At 67.2% G+C, this 13,415-nt stretch carries 19 protein-coding genes and 1 pseudogene; 7 read left to right on the top strand and 13 right to left on the bottom strand.

From position 1 onward, the window contains the following. Positions 1-23 precede the first annotated feature (23 nt). Positions 24-1,013, top strand: a complete 990-nt coding sequence (locus NQK81_RS02150; RefSeq protein WP_257486803.1) for a hypothetical protein — start codon at positions 24-26, stop codon at positions 1,011-1,013. 31 nt (positions 1,014-1,044) lie between these two features. Here the strand turns inward: NQK81_RS02150 and NQK81_RS02145 are convergent, their stop codons facing one another. Then, on the bottom strand, positions 1,045-1,605 hold the full coding sequence (locus NQK81_RS02145; RefSeq protein WP_257486802.1) for an AAA family ATPase: 561 nt from the start codon (positions 1,603-1,605) through the stop codon (positions 1,045-1,047). Positions 1,606-1,793: 188 nt separating this feature from the next. Further along, the gene (locus tag NQK81_RS02140; protein WP_257486801.1) at positions 1,794-2,435 is read right to left on the bottom strand and encodes a hypothetical protein; all 642 of its coding nucleotides are present in this window, start codon (positions 2,433-2,435) and stop codon (positions 1,794-1,796) included. A 115-nt stretch (positions 2,436-2,550) separates the two neighbouring features. On the opposite strand from NQK81_RS02140, the gene NQK81_RS02135 reads away from it, so the two are divergent. Then, entirely contained in the window at positions 2,551-3,639 is a 1,089-nt protein-coding gene (locus tag NQK81_RS02135) for a 2'-5' RNA ligase family protein (protein ID WP_257486800.1), read from the top strand. Positions 3,640-3,865: 226 nt separating this feature from the next. Here the strand turns inward: NQK81_RS02135 and NQK81_RS02130 are convergent, their stop codons facing one another. The 3 genes from NQK81_RS02130 to NQK81_RS45335 form a co-directional block, all read right to left on the bottom strand. Continuing rightward, entirely contained in the window at positions 3,866-4,273 is a 408-nt protein-coding gene (locus NQK81_RS02130) for a hypothetical protein (RefSeq protein WP_257486799.1), read from the bottom strand. A 137-nt stretch (positions 4,274-4,410) separates the two neighbouring features. Continuing rightward, positions 4,411-4,578: a pentapeptide repeat-containing protein gene (locus tag NQK81_RS45565; protein ID WP_503827238.1), complete on the bottom strand. Its 168-nt coding sequence runs from the start codon at positions 4,576-4,578 to the stop codon at positions 4,411-4,413. A 37-nt stretch (positions 4,579-4,615) separates the two neighbouring features. After that, on the bottom strand, positions 4,616-4,804 hold the full coding sequence (locus NQK81_RS45335) for a pentapeptide repeat-containing protein (RefSeq protein WP_371878938.1): 189 nt from the start codon (positions 4,802-4,804) through the stop codon (positions 4,616-4,618). 55 nt (positions 4,805-4,859) lie between these two features. Between NQK81_RS45335 and NQK81_RS02125 the strand changes: the two genes are divergently transcribed. From NQK81_RS02125 to NQK81_RS45325, 3 genes are read left to right on the top strand one after another with little or no spacing between them, the layout of a single operon-like run. Then, a complete protein-coding gene (locus tag NQK81_RS02125; RefSeq protein ID WP_257486798.1) occupies positions 4,860-5,015 on the top strand; it encodes a hypothetical protein in 156 nt (51 codons plus the stop codon). 35 nt (positions 5,016-5,050) lie between these two features. Continuing rightward, on the top strand, positions 5,051-5,545 hold the full coding sequence (locus NQK81_RS45330) for an aminotransferase class I/II-fold pyridoxal phosphate-dependent enzyme (protein ID WP_371878849.1): 495 nt from the start codon (positions 5,051-5,053) through the stop codon (positions 5,543-5,545). Beyond that, on the top strand, positions 5,434-5,697 hold the full coding sequence (locus NQK81_RS45325; RefSeq protein WP_371878937.1) for a phosphotransferase: 264 nt from the start codon (positions 5,434-5,436) through the stop codon (positions 5,695-5,697). Before NQK81_RS45330 ends, NQK81_RS45325 begins: the two co-directional genes overlap by 112 nt. A 121-nt stretch (positions 5,698-5,818) precedes the next feature. On the opposite strand, the gene NQK81_RS02115 is transcribed toward NQK81_RS45325, so the two are convergent. From NQK81_RS02115 to NQK81_RS02090, 6 genes and pseudogenes are all read right to left on the bottom strand, one after another. Further along, positions 5,819-6,346 carry a suppressor of fused domain protein gene (locus NQK81_RS02115; RefSeq protein ID WP_257486796.1) on the bottom strand — a complete coding sequence of 176 codons (528 nt, stop codon included), beginning with the start codon at positions 6,344-6,346 and terminating at the stop codon, positions 5,819-5,821. Next, positions 6,343-6,750, bottom strand: a complete 408-nt coding sequence (locus tag NQK81_RS02110; protein WP_257486795.1) for an ankyrin repeat domain-containing protein — start codon at positions 6,748-6,750, stop codon at positions 6,343-6,345. Before NQK81_RS02110 ends, NQK81_RS02115 begins: the two co-directional genes overlap by 4 nt. 50 nt (positions 6,751-6,800) lie before the next feature. Next, on the bottom strand, positions 6,801-8,105 hold the full coding sequence (locus tag NQK81_RS02105; protein ID WP_257486794.1) for a putative T7SS-secreted protein: 1,305 nt from the start codon (positions 8,103-8,105) through the stop codon (positions 6,801-6,803). Beyond that, positions 8,105-8,425, bottom strand: coding sequence for a hypothetical protein (locus NQK81_RS02100; protein WP_257486793.1), 321 nt, complete (start codon positions 8,423-8,425; stop codon positions 8,105-8,107). Before NQK81_RS02100 ends, NQK81_RS02105 begins: the two co-directional genes overlap by 1 nt. 74 nt (positions 8,426-8,499) lie before the next feature. Further along, on the bottom strand, positions 8,500-8,850 hold the full coding sequence (locus NQK81_RS02095) for an SseB family protein (protein ID WP_257486792.1): 351 nt from the start codon (positions 8,848-8,850) through the stop codon (positions 8,500-8,502). A 1,055-nt stretch (positions 8,851-9,905) separates the two neighbouring features. Next, positions 9,906-10,106, bottom strand: a pseudogene (locus NQK81_RS02090) (cold-shock protein); the annotation flags it as partial. 221 nt (positions 10,107-10,327) lie between these two features. Between NQK81_RS02090 and NQK81_RS02085 the strand changes: the two are divergent. Together NQK81_RS02085 and NQK81_RS02080 are read left to right on the top strand one after the other, a co-directional pair. Beyond that, positions 10,328-10,660 carry a hypothetical protein gene (locus tag NQK81_RS02085; RefSeq protein WP_257486791.1) on the top strand — a complete coding sequence of 111 codons (333 nt, stop codon included), beginning with the start codon at positions 10,328-10,330 and terminating at the stop codon, positions 10,658-10,660. 64 nt (positions 10,661-10,724) lie between these two features. After that, the gene (locus tag NQK81_RS02080) at positions 10,725-11,213 is read left to right on the top strand and encodes an NUDIX hydrolase (protein ID WP_257486790.1); all 489 of its coding nucleotides are present in this window, start codon (positions 10,725-10,727) and stop codon (positions 11,211-11,213) included. A 57-nt stretch (positions 11,214-11,270) separates the two neighbouring features. Here the strand turns inward: NQK81_RS02080 and NQK81_RS02075 are convergent, their stop codons facing one another. Both NQK81_RS02075 and NQK81_RS02070 read right to left on the bottom strand, forming a co-directional pair. Then, entirely contained in the window at positions 11,271-12,050 is a 780-nt protein-coding gene (locus NQK81_RS02075; RefSeq protein ID WP_257486789.1) for a hypothetical protein, read from the bottom strand. A 558-nt stretch (positions 12,051-12,608) separates the two neighbouring features. Then, on the bottom strand, positions 12,609-13,409 hold the full coding sequence (locus NQK81_RS02070; RefSeq protein ID WP_257486788.1) for a hypothetical protein: 801 nt from the start codon (positions 13,407-13,409) through the stop codon (positions 12,609-12,611). Positions 13,410-13,415 lie beyond the last annotated feature (6 nt).

Below are 13,415 nucleotides of genomic sequence, written 5' to 3'. Positions count from 1 at the left end.
GAACTGGAGGATAGGGTGACGGCATGAATGCCGCGCGTCAGCAGCTGCTGAAGGAGACCGCCGGCGCCGCCCAGGCGGTGCGTGAGGTCGCGCTCGCGAACCCGGTCGAGCCCGACACCGCCTACCCACTAGGTGAGGTGCTGGACCAGCTCGGTGCGGCACACCGGCGCCTGCTGGAGGCGATCACCGGCTATCCGCACGAACTAGCGGTCGATCCTGACACCGGAGGCATCGACAAGGCCGCGCATCTGCTGGCCAACCTCGTCAGCGCCGTGTCACGTGTGGTCGTGCGTTACCACGGCCAGCGGGAATTCCGGCTGTTCGACCGCGACTCCTTTGCCCTCGTCCTGCGCGAGGCGCTGGTGCAGGCCACCCACTTTCTGGCCGAACTCGGCCCGATCGAGAGCGATGTGCACCGCTATGCCCGGTACCTCGCGCGGGACATGGCCGATCCACGCTGGCGCGCCGCGACGGTACACGCAGCCGCGTTCGCCGAAAGCGCGTGGAAGCGCGCGGTGCGACCGGAAAAGACAGTGCACGAACTCGGGCTGGCGATGCTGGCGGTCAGCCTGTTCGCGACGCACGTCGAGACCGGCGTCAGCTTCGGCCCACAGCCGCAGCTGCGGCTGCGGACTCAGGATCTGCTGGCACCGGTTGCCAAGGACCCGATATGGGTCACCGGGCAGATGGACCTCAAGCGATCCTCGACCGCTGAGGACCGTCAGCACCAGATCGCCGAACGAGACCAGCGGATGGACCAGCTGAAGTCCCGCATCGAGACCGCCCTCGTCGTGGCCGGCGTCGACCTTCACCACCCGGGACCGCAGCATCGCGTACTGGTGGCGCAATGGCGGTACCTGCAGGAACCGGCTCCCCAGGATCACGGCAGCGACCTGGCGATCAACGGCTACGCGTTGCCCTACACCTGGCGGGCGCACCTCGCGGAGGGCGCGGTGCGCGCCTTCGAGTACCTGACGAGCGCTCCGCTCAGCCCGGCCGTGCGGCCGGGCTGACCCCGCCGCCCCGTCGGGCGAACAGTGGGCACTACGCGGGTTCCCGGTGGCCCAAGTGGCGGGCGCCAATCTGCGCGTCCCGGCAGATCCGCTCCACGGTGTCGCGCAAGCTGGACGTCTGCGGGATCACGACCTCGCCGGGGATTCCGAGACGGTCGTCTGGCTCGAACCACGTGGCCATGTCGGCGGTGGAAAATTCGGCCGCTTCGGGCCTGCTCGCGTGGCGGGTAAACGTCTCGATCAGCTCGACCTGCAGGAAGTACAGCAGCGTCCGCCCGCGATGCGCGGCGACCAGGTCCTGTAGCGCGGGGCGATAGAAAGTGGAGCTGAGGATGCCTTCGACGATGACCGGCCAGCCCGCGTCGAGCAGGAAACCCGCCGAGTGCGTGATGAAGCCCGGCGTCAGGCCGCCAGGAACATCCTTCTTCTCCCACAACAGCTGACGCCGCATCACGTCCTGTCCCAGAACGGACAGCCCGCGCCCGTGCCGCCGGCGTACCGCCTCCGCCACCGACGACTTTCCCGCGCCGCTCGGCCCCCTGAGGATGATCAAGAGGCTGTCCGGTGATCCGACCTGTTCACAATCCAGCACGACGACGAGAATGCCAGCCGGGTACGACACCTTTTGGTGCAGGCACGCCGCACCATCAGGACGCTGGGAACGCCACACCGTGAACCCGCCTCGGACGGACTCGTTGCTCGCGGTCGCCGGGCGCGGCTATCGGTTGGGGCACGTGTCGGCCACCGACGATTGGCTCGCTGACACGCTGGCCGTGCGGGTTAGGCGCGAGCCCAGAAGGCGTCGTCAAGGATCCCGTCGGCGGCCAGTTCCTCGTCGTACATGTCGTGGATGCTGTAGCAGGTCCACGCGATCGCCAAGTACTCCCCGAAGGCGTAGCCGCCGCTCGACGGCCGTGTGCGCAGATGCGCCAGCGCGGTGGCCGCGGCGGCCTCCGTGCGCCAGATCGGCATGGCTTGTCCGGCATCGGGGCCCGGCACCAGATCACCGGGAAGTTGGCTGCGCAGCGGCGTCAGGACAGACCGCACGGTCGCCCGGAACTCCCATCCTCCCGGGAGCCCCTCCATCGGCCCGGTGATCGCCAACGCGCGGCCCTGCAGCGCTAGACGGACGTCACGTACATATCCGTCGAACACCGTCCGGACGAGGCCGGTGCACCGGTCGTGGACCTCGCTCACCAGACTCAGGTGAGAGCGCAGGACGGTGAGCTCGGACAGCAACTCGGGCTGTGTCCGCAGCCGCAGATCGGTCCTGTCAGCCTCGACCAGACCGCTCATCGCCGCGGTGACCAGGGCTCCTTGTTCAGGGTGCTCCTCGGTCACCACCGCGGTGATCACGGCGTTGCGGGCCTCGGAATTCCAGCCCGGAGAGTCCACGAGCCGCGACAGTTCAACCTCATCCACACCCCCAGTATCAACTCCGCCCGGGGCAGGTGCGACACACAGCGGGTCCGGCGAGTACCGGCTTCCAGCCGTGTCTCACCGGCCGGGACCGGCACAGGCTGGCAGACTTCACGGCGTGCGCAGCTTCGACGATGAGCAACGATGCCCGGCAGGGCCGCGATGGATCACCCAGATACGCCTGGGGACCGCCGCGCAAGACCTGGGGGACGCCTATGCGCGTACCGTCCGGGCCTGGTGCGGCCAGCAGGGTCTCGACCCGGGCGTACTGCGGTTCGTGGACCGTCCGTTCCGGCACATCACCCTGTCGCTGGTGGACATACCCGCCGACGACGTGTGCACGGGCGTCCTCGCCCGGCTCGAGCAGGAACTGGCCGACCGGCTGGCCGGGTTCAAGCCTTTCGCGCTGTGGTTCGGCCCGGCGGTGGTCAATGAGGTCGCAATCGAGCTGTACGTGCAGCCGTCTCCCCACCTGAACGCGCTGCAAAACCGGGTCGCCAATGCCTACCGCACGGTGTTCCCCGACCACGACCCCGCACCGGTCGGCAAAACGTTCAGGGGTCATTCCGCGATCGCTTACTGTGCAACAGGCTTTCCCGATCAGGGCCTGGCAGGGGCGCTGCTGCGCACTGCTAGCCCGCACGGCGGATTCCTGGGGCCGGCCACGACTGTGATCGAGCAGGTCCTTCTCGCTCCCACCGATGCCTGGTCCCGCCACGGCATGTGGTGGGACGAAGCTCGTGCCCGGGAAATCCCGCTCGACCGCCCCGCGCAACCGGCGCCTCCCGCGAGGCAGCAGCTCGAATGGGACGCGATGCAGCGGCTGGTCGAGCAAGACCGCCGCCGTCAGGCTTGGCTGTTGGACTGGCGTGACGAGATCGCCGCGGCGGCACGGTATGCGCGGGTCCCGATCCCGAGTTTCACGCCGGTCGCCACTCCTGCCGAGCACATCATCCCCCGGCTCGGGCCGGAACTGACCGCGATCGCCCGCGCTGGCGCGAGCATCCGTCGTATGGGTGCCGCGGCTATCGCCCGCGATCCCCGTCACCCGGATTCGATGTACCTGCAAGGACAACTGAGCGGCGCCATCGAGGCGCTGGAAACGGGGCTCGGCCAGCGACTGCGCCTGCCCTTCACGGAAAGCCGCTGGCTCGCCGAGGCCCTCACTGGCGATGACGGACCCGCCCCCGACCTGCCCAGCACCTAACCGGAAGCGCCTTCTCGATCGACCCGCGAACTGGGAGACGTCGCCACAGAAAGCCCGCTACCACAGATTCGAGTGCGGAAATCTGATCGTCACGGCCGCCGGGTCAGCGGCTCGTCTCCGGCTGACTCCTCGACCGGAAGACTGGGGAACAGTGGATGCTCGAGGTGTGCGTGCGCCCACGAACACCGCGAGGCAACCTGGACAATCCAGCCGGTTCTCGCCGACGTCAGGTCCGACCGAGCGGTAGCGGGCTGACGTCGCCTTGATCGCGGCCGAGCAGGATGTTCGCCATGCCATGCACGTAGCGATAGCCGTGCTCGCGGTAGCCGGTCTCCAGCCGCCCGACCAGATCGGCGACCAGTTCGGCCCGCGTCTCCGGCGGTGCGTCACCGGTGGGATCGGAGAAACGCATCGCGGCCTCGGCCACGTCGGCGAAGTCGGGCATCGGGAGGCGATCGTAGCCGCTGATGGTGATCGTCATCGGCGGCAGCGAGTGCGGCAGCAACCGCTCGACCAGCTCGCGCATCGCGGCCTCGTCAGGCCCGTCGATCCAGGACACCCGCCACCGCTGCCCGGCGGGACCGTCCTCAGGCAGGACCTGGACCACCGCCTTCGCGTGGTGGGAAAGGTCCATATGCAGAAATTTGGCCTGCCGATCAGGGGCCGATGCCGCGCGTTCAGATGCCATGACCTCATCTTGTCCCACCGCCCCTGAGTGTGTCACCGAATCGTCACGGCGAGTCCCGACCTGTGTGGACGGGAGAACGCACGTCAGAGGTAGGTCATCCTCGTCCGCTGTGGCTCGCCGGGCTCGTAGCCGTCGGGCAGGCCCGTGGTCTGCGACAACCGGGCGCCGCCGAACATCGTCGCGTCGGTGATGTTCGCGCCGGTCAGATCCGCGTGTTCCAGGTTGGCGTACTCCAGGTCCGTGCCGGCCAGGTTCGCCCCGGTCAGGTTCGCGTGGGACAGGTTCGCCTCAATGCAGCCGCGCGTTGGACAGGTTCGTGTTCGGCATAGTCGCGCCGAGCAAGTCGGCCTCTTTCAAGTGCGCCTCGCTCAGGGAGGCCACACTCAGATCCGCTGCCTCCTTCCGGACACCTCGCATCCGTGCCTTGTCCAGCCGCGCACCGACCAGCAGCGACCTGCGCAGGGACGCGGTCTCCAGGGCGGCCTTCCGCAGATCGGTGTAGGACAGATCGACATTGCTCAGGTCGAGTTCGATGACACCTGGTCCCCGCCCCGGCTGGGAGCCCTACCGCCTCTGGCTCGACGCCGCCCAGGCCGAGCAGATCGGCTACGACCCGATCGCGCTCGCCGCCGAGCCGGATCTGCTGCGCCAGCTGATCGCGGACTCCCCGCCCCACCGGCGCTGCTGATCCTGAACCACCCGCACAACCCCACCGGCGAGGCCTTGGTCCAGCAGGGTATGGACCGGTTGATCGAGATCGCGGCCGAGCATCACCTGCCCGTGGTGTCCGACGAGGTCTACCGCCTCTTCGCCGCCGGCTACGTCTCCGCCGCCCACGCGCCCGCGCGGGATCCGTACCGGCACCTCGTGGCCGACTCCTGCTCCAAAGCGCTCGCCGTCGCCGGGCTGCGGGTCGGGTTCCTGCACAGGGCCGCCGCGGGCCCAGCCGGTCCTCGGTGCTCTCTGCCGGTTTTTCGGCGACGGGATCGCCGTGCACAACGACTCCCGCGATTTCCACAACATCCACTTCCGGGCCGTGCTCGCGGGGGCCCGGTGTTCGTGAAGGTCTTCGAGGACGCGAGCTACTGGAGCCGCTGGACGCCGAGATCGCCGACCGTGTCGCACACCTGGACACGATCGACCCCGAGGCCGCAGATCGGGTCCGTGACCTGCACGCCCGATGGGGACCCACCACCCTGCCCGGAGACATCGGCCTGATGCACGGCGACTTCCACTGGCGCAACATCGGCGTGGCCGCCGGGCAAGCGGTCCTGTTCGACCTCGACAACGTACAGGCCGCGCCGGCTCTGCTCGACCTCGGAAAAACTCGACGACCTCGACCACCTGCCCGACCCCGACCGCTCAAGTGATGCTCCTGTCTGGGCTTCATGGACGGGTATCAGGCCGGGTGTCTGGTTATCGTGCGCAGTCGCCGCCGGAGGATCCGAGTGCCATCGGCCGGGGATTTCCGAAATGAGTCCCCGGGGTGTCTCAGGTGGTCGAGGTCCGCTGGATGTTCAGCAGGGGCGCGTCGGTGTCCTCGAGGTGGTCGAGCACCGCGTCGACGCCATTGCGGATGGAGAGGGCGACTTCGGTGCTGGTGAGCGGAATCAAGGTCATCAGCTCGACCAGGACCTTCCGGTCGGCTCCGAAGATCACGTCGAAGTCGTCGAGATAGGGGTGGCCGCAGACGAGGACGCCGGTGATGTCCGTGTCGGCGAGGAGCGGTTGGTCGTTGCGGATCACCTGGTTGTTGACGACGCCGCGCCGATTCTCCTGGACGATCTCGAGGGTGGCTTGGACGAGGTAGAGCCCGGCGCCGTCCTGGCCGTGCTCGACGGAGCACACGAGTTCCTGCGGGTACACCGCGGTGATGGGCTGGCCGGAGAGGCCGTGGGTGGCGAAGGAGACGTACTCGGGGCGTTCATGCCGCCAGATCTCGACACCGTCGACGTCGGTCGCCCGCGTGCCGTTGCCGAGGTAGCGGGTGAGGTGGTCGTCGAGGGTCTGCTCGGTCATGGTTGCAGCAGCTCCGTGAGATCGGCGGGGAATCCGTACTGGCCTTTGGTGATCTCGGCCGGGGTGTGGCCGTTGGTCTCGGTCGCGGTCTTGTCCGCGCCGCGGTCGAGCAGGAGCTTGATCATGGCGCCGTCAGGCGATGTGCGCCACCGGATGACCGCGAGGTGCAGCGGTGTCGCGCCCGGCGTGTAGACGGCCTGGATGTCCGCGCCGGCGTCGAGCAGTGCGCGGGCGGCGTCGACCTTGCCCTCTTGGACCGCGAAATGCAGCGGCGTGTAGTTGCTGCGGTTTTCGGTGATGTTCACGTCGACGCCGTCGGCCAGGCGGCGCCCGATCGCGGCGACGTCGCCTTTCTGTGCCGCGTAATGAAGTTCGTCGCGTCCTTCGCGGTCCGGATTGGTCATCACACCTCGTTTCCGTTGCACCGTATGCTACCTGGCCTGTATCGCCGGGATTACGGTGATAGTTCGTATTTGTGGCTGTGGTTGGCCTCGGGTGTTTCCAAGCGGTAGCGGCCGGGCTGGTTCTGGTCTTCGATGACTTTCTCGCGGGAGTAGCCGTTCGCTTCGGCTTCGGCTTTGTACCGCCACCATTCCGAGCCTGGCTGGTGCCCGAATTCGTATTTCCCGGGTTCGGGCACGGTCATACCGGCGGGGTCGGGTTTGCCGGTGTCGGGGTCGATCTTGACGAGGCTGCCGTCGGGGTTGTGCGCGGCGGGGATCCGTTCCCGGGACGCTTGGCACACGAAGTCGCCGGAGCCGTCCGGCTGCCGCTCGGCGTCCCGGTAGATCGTTCGTTTGGTGGATTGGCGGAGTTTGACCCGGTTCCGGGTCGGTTCGTAGACCGGCCGTGGACCCGGTGTCGCCGGATCGTCGTGACCTGGAGAATGGGGGTTGTCGCTGTCGTGGTGGCGGCCGAGACCGTCCTTGATGAGCTTCCCGGCGCCGAAGGTGGCGGCGGCGATGACCATGTCGCCGGTGATCTTCCCGAGCGCCCGGTCGCCGCGGCCGGCGGCCCAGTCGTCCCAGGCGACCATCGACTTGAGGGTGTCGACCGGATGGGTGAGGTTGTGGGCCATCGCGGCGACCGTGCCGCCCGGGTCGCTGACCGCACCCCACAGCCCTTCGAGCAGGCCTTGGGCGCTGTCTACCATGCCGCCGTAGAAGTTCGCGTCGGCCTGTTTCCGGGAATCCTGTGGCGCCAGCGCGGCCTCGGCCTTCAGCGCCTCGGCACACCGGTTCCCTTCACCGAGGAGTTGCTGGCGTGCCCGGTGCAGGATGTCGCTGGCGGCTTGGCGTTTCGCCTCACCGGGGTCAGTGAAAGGCGGTGGCTGCACGACGGTCGGGTCGCCGCGCTCGATGTTCGCCCGGTTCTGCGCGTCGGCCTGCGCGCAGGCGTCGCCGTGGGCCTCGACCGCGCGCTGGGTGTCGGCCTCGCCTTGCTTCCACTGGGCGATCGCCTCCGCAGCCTGGGCCTGGGCCCAGGCCAGGCAGTTCGCGAGGTCGGTCAGCGCGAGCGCGGCGTTGTCCAGCGAGTCCCCGGCAGTGCCCCAGCGCGGCACTTCGGTCTGGTGATCGTCATGGAACTGGTTCGACGCCGGCCCCTGCCACGCCCCGGTGTCGATCCGTTTCAGCGCATCACCCACCTCGAGCGCGTCCCGCGCCCGCTCGTGCAGCACCCGGGCGTTCTCAAATACCGCGTCCGGGTCCCCCGGCACCAGCGCTTTCGGATCGTCAGTCTGCCCCAGCCCCGCGACCATCACCGGCCGCCCCCGACACGGGGCGGCGCGCTGACCGAGCCGAGCCCAGGATCGGTTTTCAGGGCTGCGAGGTTGGTGTGCTCGACCGCGCGGTAGGCCTTCGCCGCCGTGCCCAGCAGACCCCCGAGATCGCGAGCGCGATCCGCCAGCGCGTCCAGCCCGACACTCCACCGCCCGCAGAACTCCGCCAACGCGGCATGAACCCCGTCATGCCCGTACAACCGCGGTTCACCGCACAGGCCGCGCAACTCGAAACCCTCCTGGTCGCTCACGACCTCGCTCATGCCTTTGGACGCGCTTTCCAGCACGTCGAGCTCCACATGAAAACCCGGACCATCCACCCCTCGCGATCCCTCCACTGATGCCACCGGCTCCCGCCGGTCCTGAACGCTCGTCAACCCCGCGGTTTCCCAATCCGCATTCGAGCTACGAAATCCGCAGGTGCCGCCTTTGAGAGCACTGGAAATCGGTGTCCGTCATCGGGATCGAGCATCACCGCGACCCCCTCTGGCACTAATTCCATAAAATCGTCGCCCGTCGTGGACAAGTAGTCACATTCACCGGCGTGCACTGCGAGCCGATCCAGCGATGAGAACACCACCGTCCATCGCCCCCGGTCACCCAATTCGGTCACCAGCAAAGCAGTCCGCCGCGGCCGCCGCGCGTAAACCGTCGAGGTCGCGAACACGGCCATGACGTCACCCGGGCTGCGCAGACCGGCCTTGACCTGGCGGGCGACGGTCACGAGACGCGGCTCACCACTCCCCCGCTCACCATGCACGCACGAGACCGTACTAGGAGTGACCCTCCTTGATCAATCCACCCCCGCGACAGCAAACGAGCCCGGACTGGCAGTAAACCGGCTCAGGGGATCACCTGTCGCTGTCCATAATGCGGCGGCACTCGCCTCTGGCCACACCTCGCTCGAGGGCTTCCTGCTCATACCAGCTCTCGGCATCAGAGGTCCTGGGCGCGACTTCCCGGATCACGGTGAACGGGAGCGGCCTTCTGCGGCTCCGTCAACTGCGGCGGTAAATTCCTCAATTGCCCGGCTGCGGAGTCCGTCGCCACGGCGGGAAGTTCTGATAGTTTTTCCAGCGCATCGAGCACCAGACCGGGAGTTTTGAGAATCGATTGGTTCTTGGTGAGGAACGACATTTCGGTAGGCGACAGGTTCCGCGCGACAACGATGCCGTCGACCTTGAGCAGAAAGAGGGAGCCGACCTGGATGCAGGCGCTCTCCTGATTATCCAGCGAGGTGATCAGACGGGCGACCGCTTCCGCCTGCTTTGAGTCCACCTCGGCCTGCGGCTGTTCAAGGAGGCGTACTTCGACGGCGCGCGCGATCCGCGCGACTACCTCGTCGGACTGGTCGGAGGTAAGCCAACGTCGGAATCGGGCGAGCCGCAGACCGAGCCACGATCCGACGATTGGCGGCATCGATTCCGTGATGTCCGCGCCTGACGCGTCCAAGAGGTCGACTAGGGCGAGTTCCACCTCGCTCACGTTGGACCTCGACGACAGGTAGATCGAGATAGGAATGGTGGACGGTTCGGCCGCCGACTTCACCGGTTCTACGGCCTGGAAGATGTGTCCACGACCTGAGAGGGCGGCTTCGTAAGCGGCGATAAGCCGTTTTATAGGCCCCGTGACGCGGGACTGTCCTGCCGATACCGCTGATTCCGCTACGTATACGATCCACTGGCTTCCGCCACCCGCCGTATGGCGAGGAATTTCCGGCGGCTTATTCTGCCCTTCCCTGGCCTCCGCGGGCTGATCATGATCAGGCAGAAGTGTGTCAACTGTACGTACCTTCTGAGCTTGCAGTCCCCGCTGCCCCCGCCCGACCTCGAACTCCACACGCTGGCCTTCGTCGAGCACGCGGAAGTCGACACCCTGGATCGCCGAGTAATGCACGAACACGTCGGACCCGCCACCGTCGGGCGTGATGAAGCCGAATCCCTTCTCCGCGTTGAACCACTTGACCGTCCCGCTCATCAGCCGCCCACGCTGAGCGCTTTCGTCCTGTTCCATCGTCGCCCCTCCGGCCGTAAGCTGCGGTTGACGCCCACTATCCCGGCACGAGCCGGAGGCGGCAAGCGCTCCTATCGCTTCAACAAACTGTCGCGTTCCGCGACTACAGCGACTCCAGGGGACATACCATCGACATCAACGACGTAGCCGATGTCGACATGAAACGATTCCACATAGGTGAATGAGCAATGACCACAGACTCCAAGAAGTACCAGGAAGACCTGGACTACTTCACCGACTACGCACGGGACGACTGGGTTCCCCTGCACAACGTGTTCGTGTCCGCGAGCAACATCCTCGGCGCCGCCAGCCTGCCCCAGATCACCCAGACCGCCGAGACCATGCTCGGCGCGCTCTTCACCCGGAACGTGCGCGTCGGTGACCTCACCGCCCACGAGCCCGGATTCCAGCCCTGGCCCGGGACACCCCGCGAGTGGCTGGAGCGTATCCGTGACAATGTCGAACAACGCCGTGACATACCCGATCCCGGCGAACTCGGCTGGCTCCATACCCCCGCCTAACCGGGCCTAGCCGCCCGCGTTGCGGCCCTCAACCGACCGGCCATCAGCCACGAGGAGCAGCGCCATGCCCACCACGGCCGAACCGCGCGTGGGAGCCCGCGTCCTGCTGCTCGACGCCCAGGACCGTGTGCTGCTCATCCACGCGTGCGATCCCGACGAGCCCGGGCACCGATGGTGGGAACTCCCCGGTGGCGGCGTCGAGGCCAGCGAAACGCTGCATATGACGGCCCGCCGCGAAATTGAGGAAGAGTCCGGCATCGTACTGTCCACAGTGGACCGGAAGCTGTGGACCCGCGAGAGCCGCTTCACCTATCGCGGCCGCGACCATCACCGTCTCGATCACGTCTTCCTCGCCAGGATCAGCGACGACCAGCCCACGGCCGGTCCCACCCCGACCGAGAACGAACGCGCGAGCGTCCTCGAACGCCGCTGGTGGACGATCGCCGAGCTAGAGGCCACGACAGACAAGCTGCTTCCCGCCAGCCTTCCCGCGCTCGTGGAGCGCCTGTTCACAGGCCGGTTCCCGGTTAAGCCGGTTCAGGTGACCGACTGATGACGCCGCGATGTCGTCTCTGCGCGCGCTCTCCACGCGATCGTCCCGTTCGGATGGTCAGTTCTGGGTCACCGGCCATGCCGCGGCGGGGTGACACCGAGCCGGGCACGCGAAGATGTAGAGCATGTTGCCGAGGAACAGGCCGTACTGGTCAGAGTTGAACGTGAAGTTCTGCTCGGGCTGGTCCAGGTGCTTGTCGAATCCGGTGTCCTCAGGCACTTGGCACACGAAAGCCATCTCCGCACCGCAGGGACAGATGAAGTACTCCCGTGCCTGCGCCCAGCACGGGACACCACCGACCTTGAACTCGTCCACCCCGTTTCCCCGAGCGGCGAACACCTCGTCCGCGGGCCGATCGTCCAGCAGCGCGTCTCCGAGCGACCACACCGTGATCCGCTCGGTCGCCGGGCTGAGCTCCAGCAGACGCGGTTGAAGGTACAAGTCCACATCACTGGTGGCGCCGGTGCCGTCGCGGTGAAGCAAGATCCGCCAGAACGCGCCCTCACTGTGAAAGCTCCCCGGCGGCCGGTCCCAGAACTGCTCCGGCAACTGCCCGGATCCATCATCGGCTCCGACCGCGTCGTTGTGCACGGGGCACTGGAAGACCAGCAGATGCTCCCCGCCGAACACGGCGACGTCGACCGGAATGTCGACCTGGAAGAACAACACCATCCGTTCGCCGCAGTAGCACATCGGCCACGGCTCCCCCGCAGGAAGGATCGGCCACCCGCCGACCGAGTCGCGGGCGCCCTGCTCAACCGCCCCGCTCCTCTCACGTACGACATACATCGGGATACCCGCCTCGTGCACCACAGGCTGCTCCGGCAACGCGCTCATCCGCACACCGTAACCGTAAGCCGAGCTCGCGAGCGTGAAGGAACCGATGCAGGCCAGTACCCTTCGGCCGATCCGAGTACCAGAAGAAGCCATGTGGATGGTGCTGGTCATCCCGCAGCTGTTCAAGTCCTTCGCGCTACTGATCGAGCGAGTCGAAGCGACCATGCCCGAACGGGATCCCCTTTGGTCCCCGAACCGACCTAGGTCACGTTTCGAACGGCTAGCGGTCACCGATCACCCGCATGCTATCGATCCGGTCATACAGCTGCCCACCGGACGGCCCGGCGCTCCATCACGGCATGGTCTCCTACGGCTGCACTGACTGGCCGCCTGACCCCGGCCACGGCGTGTGGACCTCCGTGGCTGGTGGCGCCGACGCACCAGCGGTGTTGCAGGCCAACCGGTTACTAGGAGCAGCAACAGACACCGATGAGCGTGGTCCGCCGGTTCCGGATGCTCCGGTACCGGCGGAGCACGTGCCCGTTTGGATGCGAAAGGCCTGCGGCAGTCAATGGCCTCAACTACAAGGGCTCCGCGATTGTCTTGGTGACTCGTCGGTTAGGTGAACCGGCTCGTGACCAGCGTTTTGTCGTCGTGGCGTTTCGCACGCGGCAGAGTCCGCGCGTCAGGGTCGACGTCGTGTTCCCAGGTGTGGCAGCGGGTCAGGATGTCGTGGAGGTCTGGCGCGGTCATCACGCTGATGGTGGGCCAGTCGGTGATGCCCAAGTGCTCCATGGGTGTATAGGCCCCGTCGGTCGCCACGATCGCCCACGGAATCCGGTCGACAGAGATGGTGGCGCGGATGGCCTGGTAGGCCGCGGCCGGGTCGGTTTCCGCGATCCAGTAACCGCCGGGCCGGTTGCGGCGTGCCGTTTGCTGCCGCTGGAGTGCGACCAGCAGCCCGCGGTGGATGTCGTCGAATCCCGTGCCGGCGGCGAGACGCTGCTTGTACTGCAGGCGTTCGGGAATGTCGAGGTGGTCGAGCCGAGGGTCGGTGATGGTGCGGCCGGGCAGCACGAGGAGGTTGTCGCCGAGCATGAGCACGTCGACCTGGCCGTCGCGATGGCGCAGGATGGTCACCGTGCTGGACGGGGATCTACCGGCGGTCAGGCCCAGCTGGGTCGTGGTGGCAGCGATCGCGTCGGCGAGGGCGCCGGCCAGATCGGTGCCGGGATCGTCTTCGAGGCGGTCGCGAAGGTGCCCGCCGAGAGTGTGGGCGTAGGTGGAAGGACTGACCGGGACAGGTGCGTGGGCGCTGGCGCCGTCGAGCACGATGACGGCGTCGCGGGTGGTGAAGACCTTGTCATCGCTGTCGTGGAATGGCGGGTTTTGGGCGACGCTGACGTGGACGGCGTTCATCGTTGC

Origin of the sequence: Amycolatopsis roodepoortensis, from assembly GCF_024628825.1 — a bacterium.
GTDB classification, from domain to species: Bacteria; Actinomycetota; Actinomycetes; order Mycobacteriales; family Pseudonocardiaceae; genus Amycolatopsis; species Amycolatopsis roodepoortensis.
This window is presented reverse-complemented; position numbering and strand designations above follow the sequence as displayed.

What these genes read in the sequence shown, in the direction of transcription:
- NQK81_RS02125 (WP_257486798.1), top strand. Translation starts at nt 4,860, where the DNA reads ATGACACCTGGTCCCCGCCCCGGCTGGGAGCCCTACCGCCTCTGGCTC.
- NQK81_RS02085 (WP_257486791.1), top strand. Translation starts at nt 10,328, where the DNA reads ATGACCACAGACTCCAAGAAGTACCAGGAAGACCTGGACTACTTCACC.
- NQK81_RS02075 (WP_257486789.1), bottom strand. Translation starts at nt 12,050, where the DNA reads ATGAGCGCGTTGCCGGAGCAGCCTGTGGTGCACGAGGCGGGTATCCCG.
- NQK81_RS02130 (WP_257486799.1), bottom strand. Translation starts at nt 4,273, where the DNA reads ATGGACCTTTCCCACCACGCGAAGGCGGTGGTCCAGGTCCTGCCTGAG.
- NQK81_RS02070 (WP_257486788.1), bottom strand. Translation starts at nt 13,409, where the DNA reads ATGAACGCCGTCCACGTCAGCGTCGCCCAAAACCCGCCATTCCACGAC.
- NQK81_RS02110 (WP_257486795.1), bottom strand. Translation starts at nt 6,750, where the DNA reads ATGACCAATCCGGACCGCGAAGGACGCGACGAACTTCATTACGCGGCA.
- NQK81_RS02150 (WP_257486803.1), top strand. Translation starts at nt 24, where the DNA reads ATGAATGCCGCGCGTCAGCAGCTGCTGAAGGAGACCGCCGGCGCCGCC.
- NQK81_RS02115 (WP_257486796.1), bottom strand. Translation starts at nt 6,346, where the DNA reads ATGACCGAGCAGACCCTCGACGACCACCTCACCCGCTACCTCGGCAAC.
- NQK81_RS02105 (WP_257486794.1), bottom strand. Translation starts at nt 8,105, where the DNA reads ATGGTCGCGGGGCTGGGGCAGACTGACGATCCGAAAGCGCTGGTGCCG.
- NQK81_RS02080 (WP_257486790.1), top strand. Translation starts at nt 10,725, where the DNA reads ATGCCCACCACGGCCGAACCGCGCGTGGGAGCCCGCGTCCTGCTGCTC.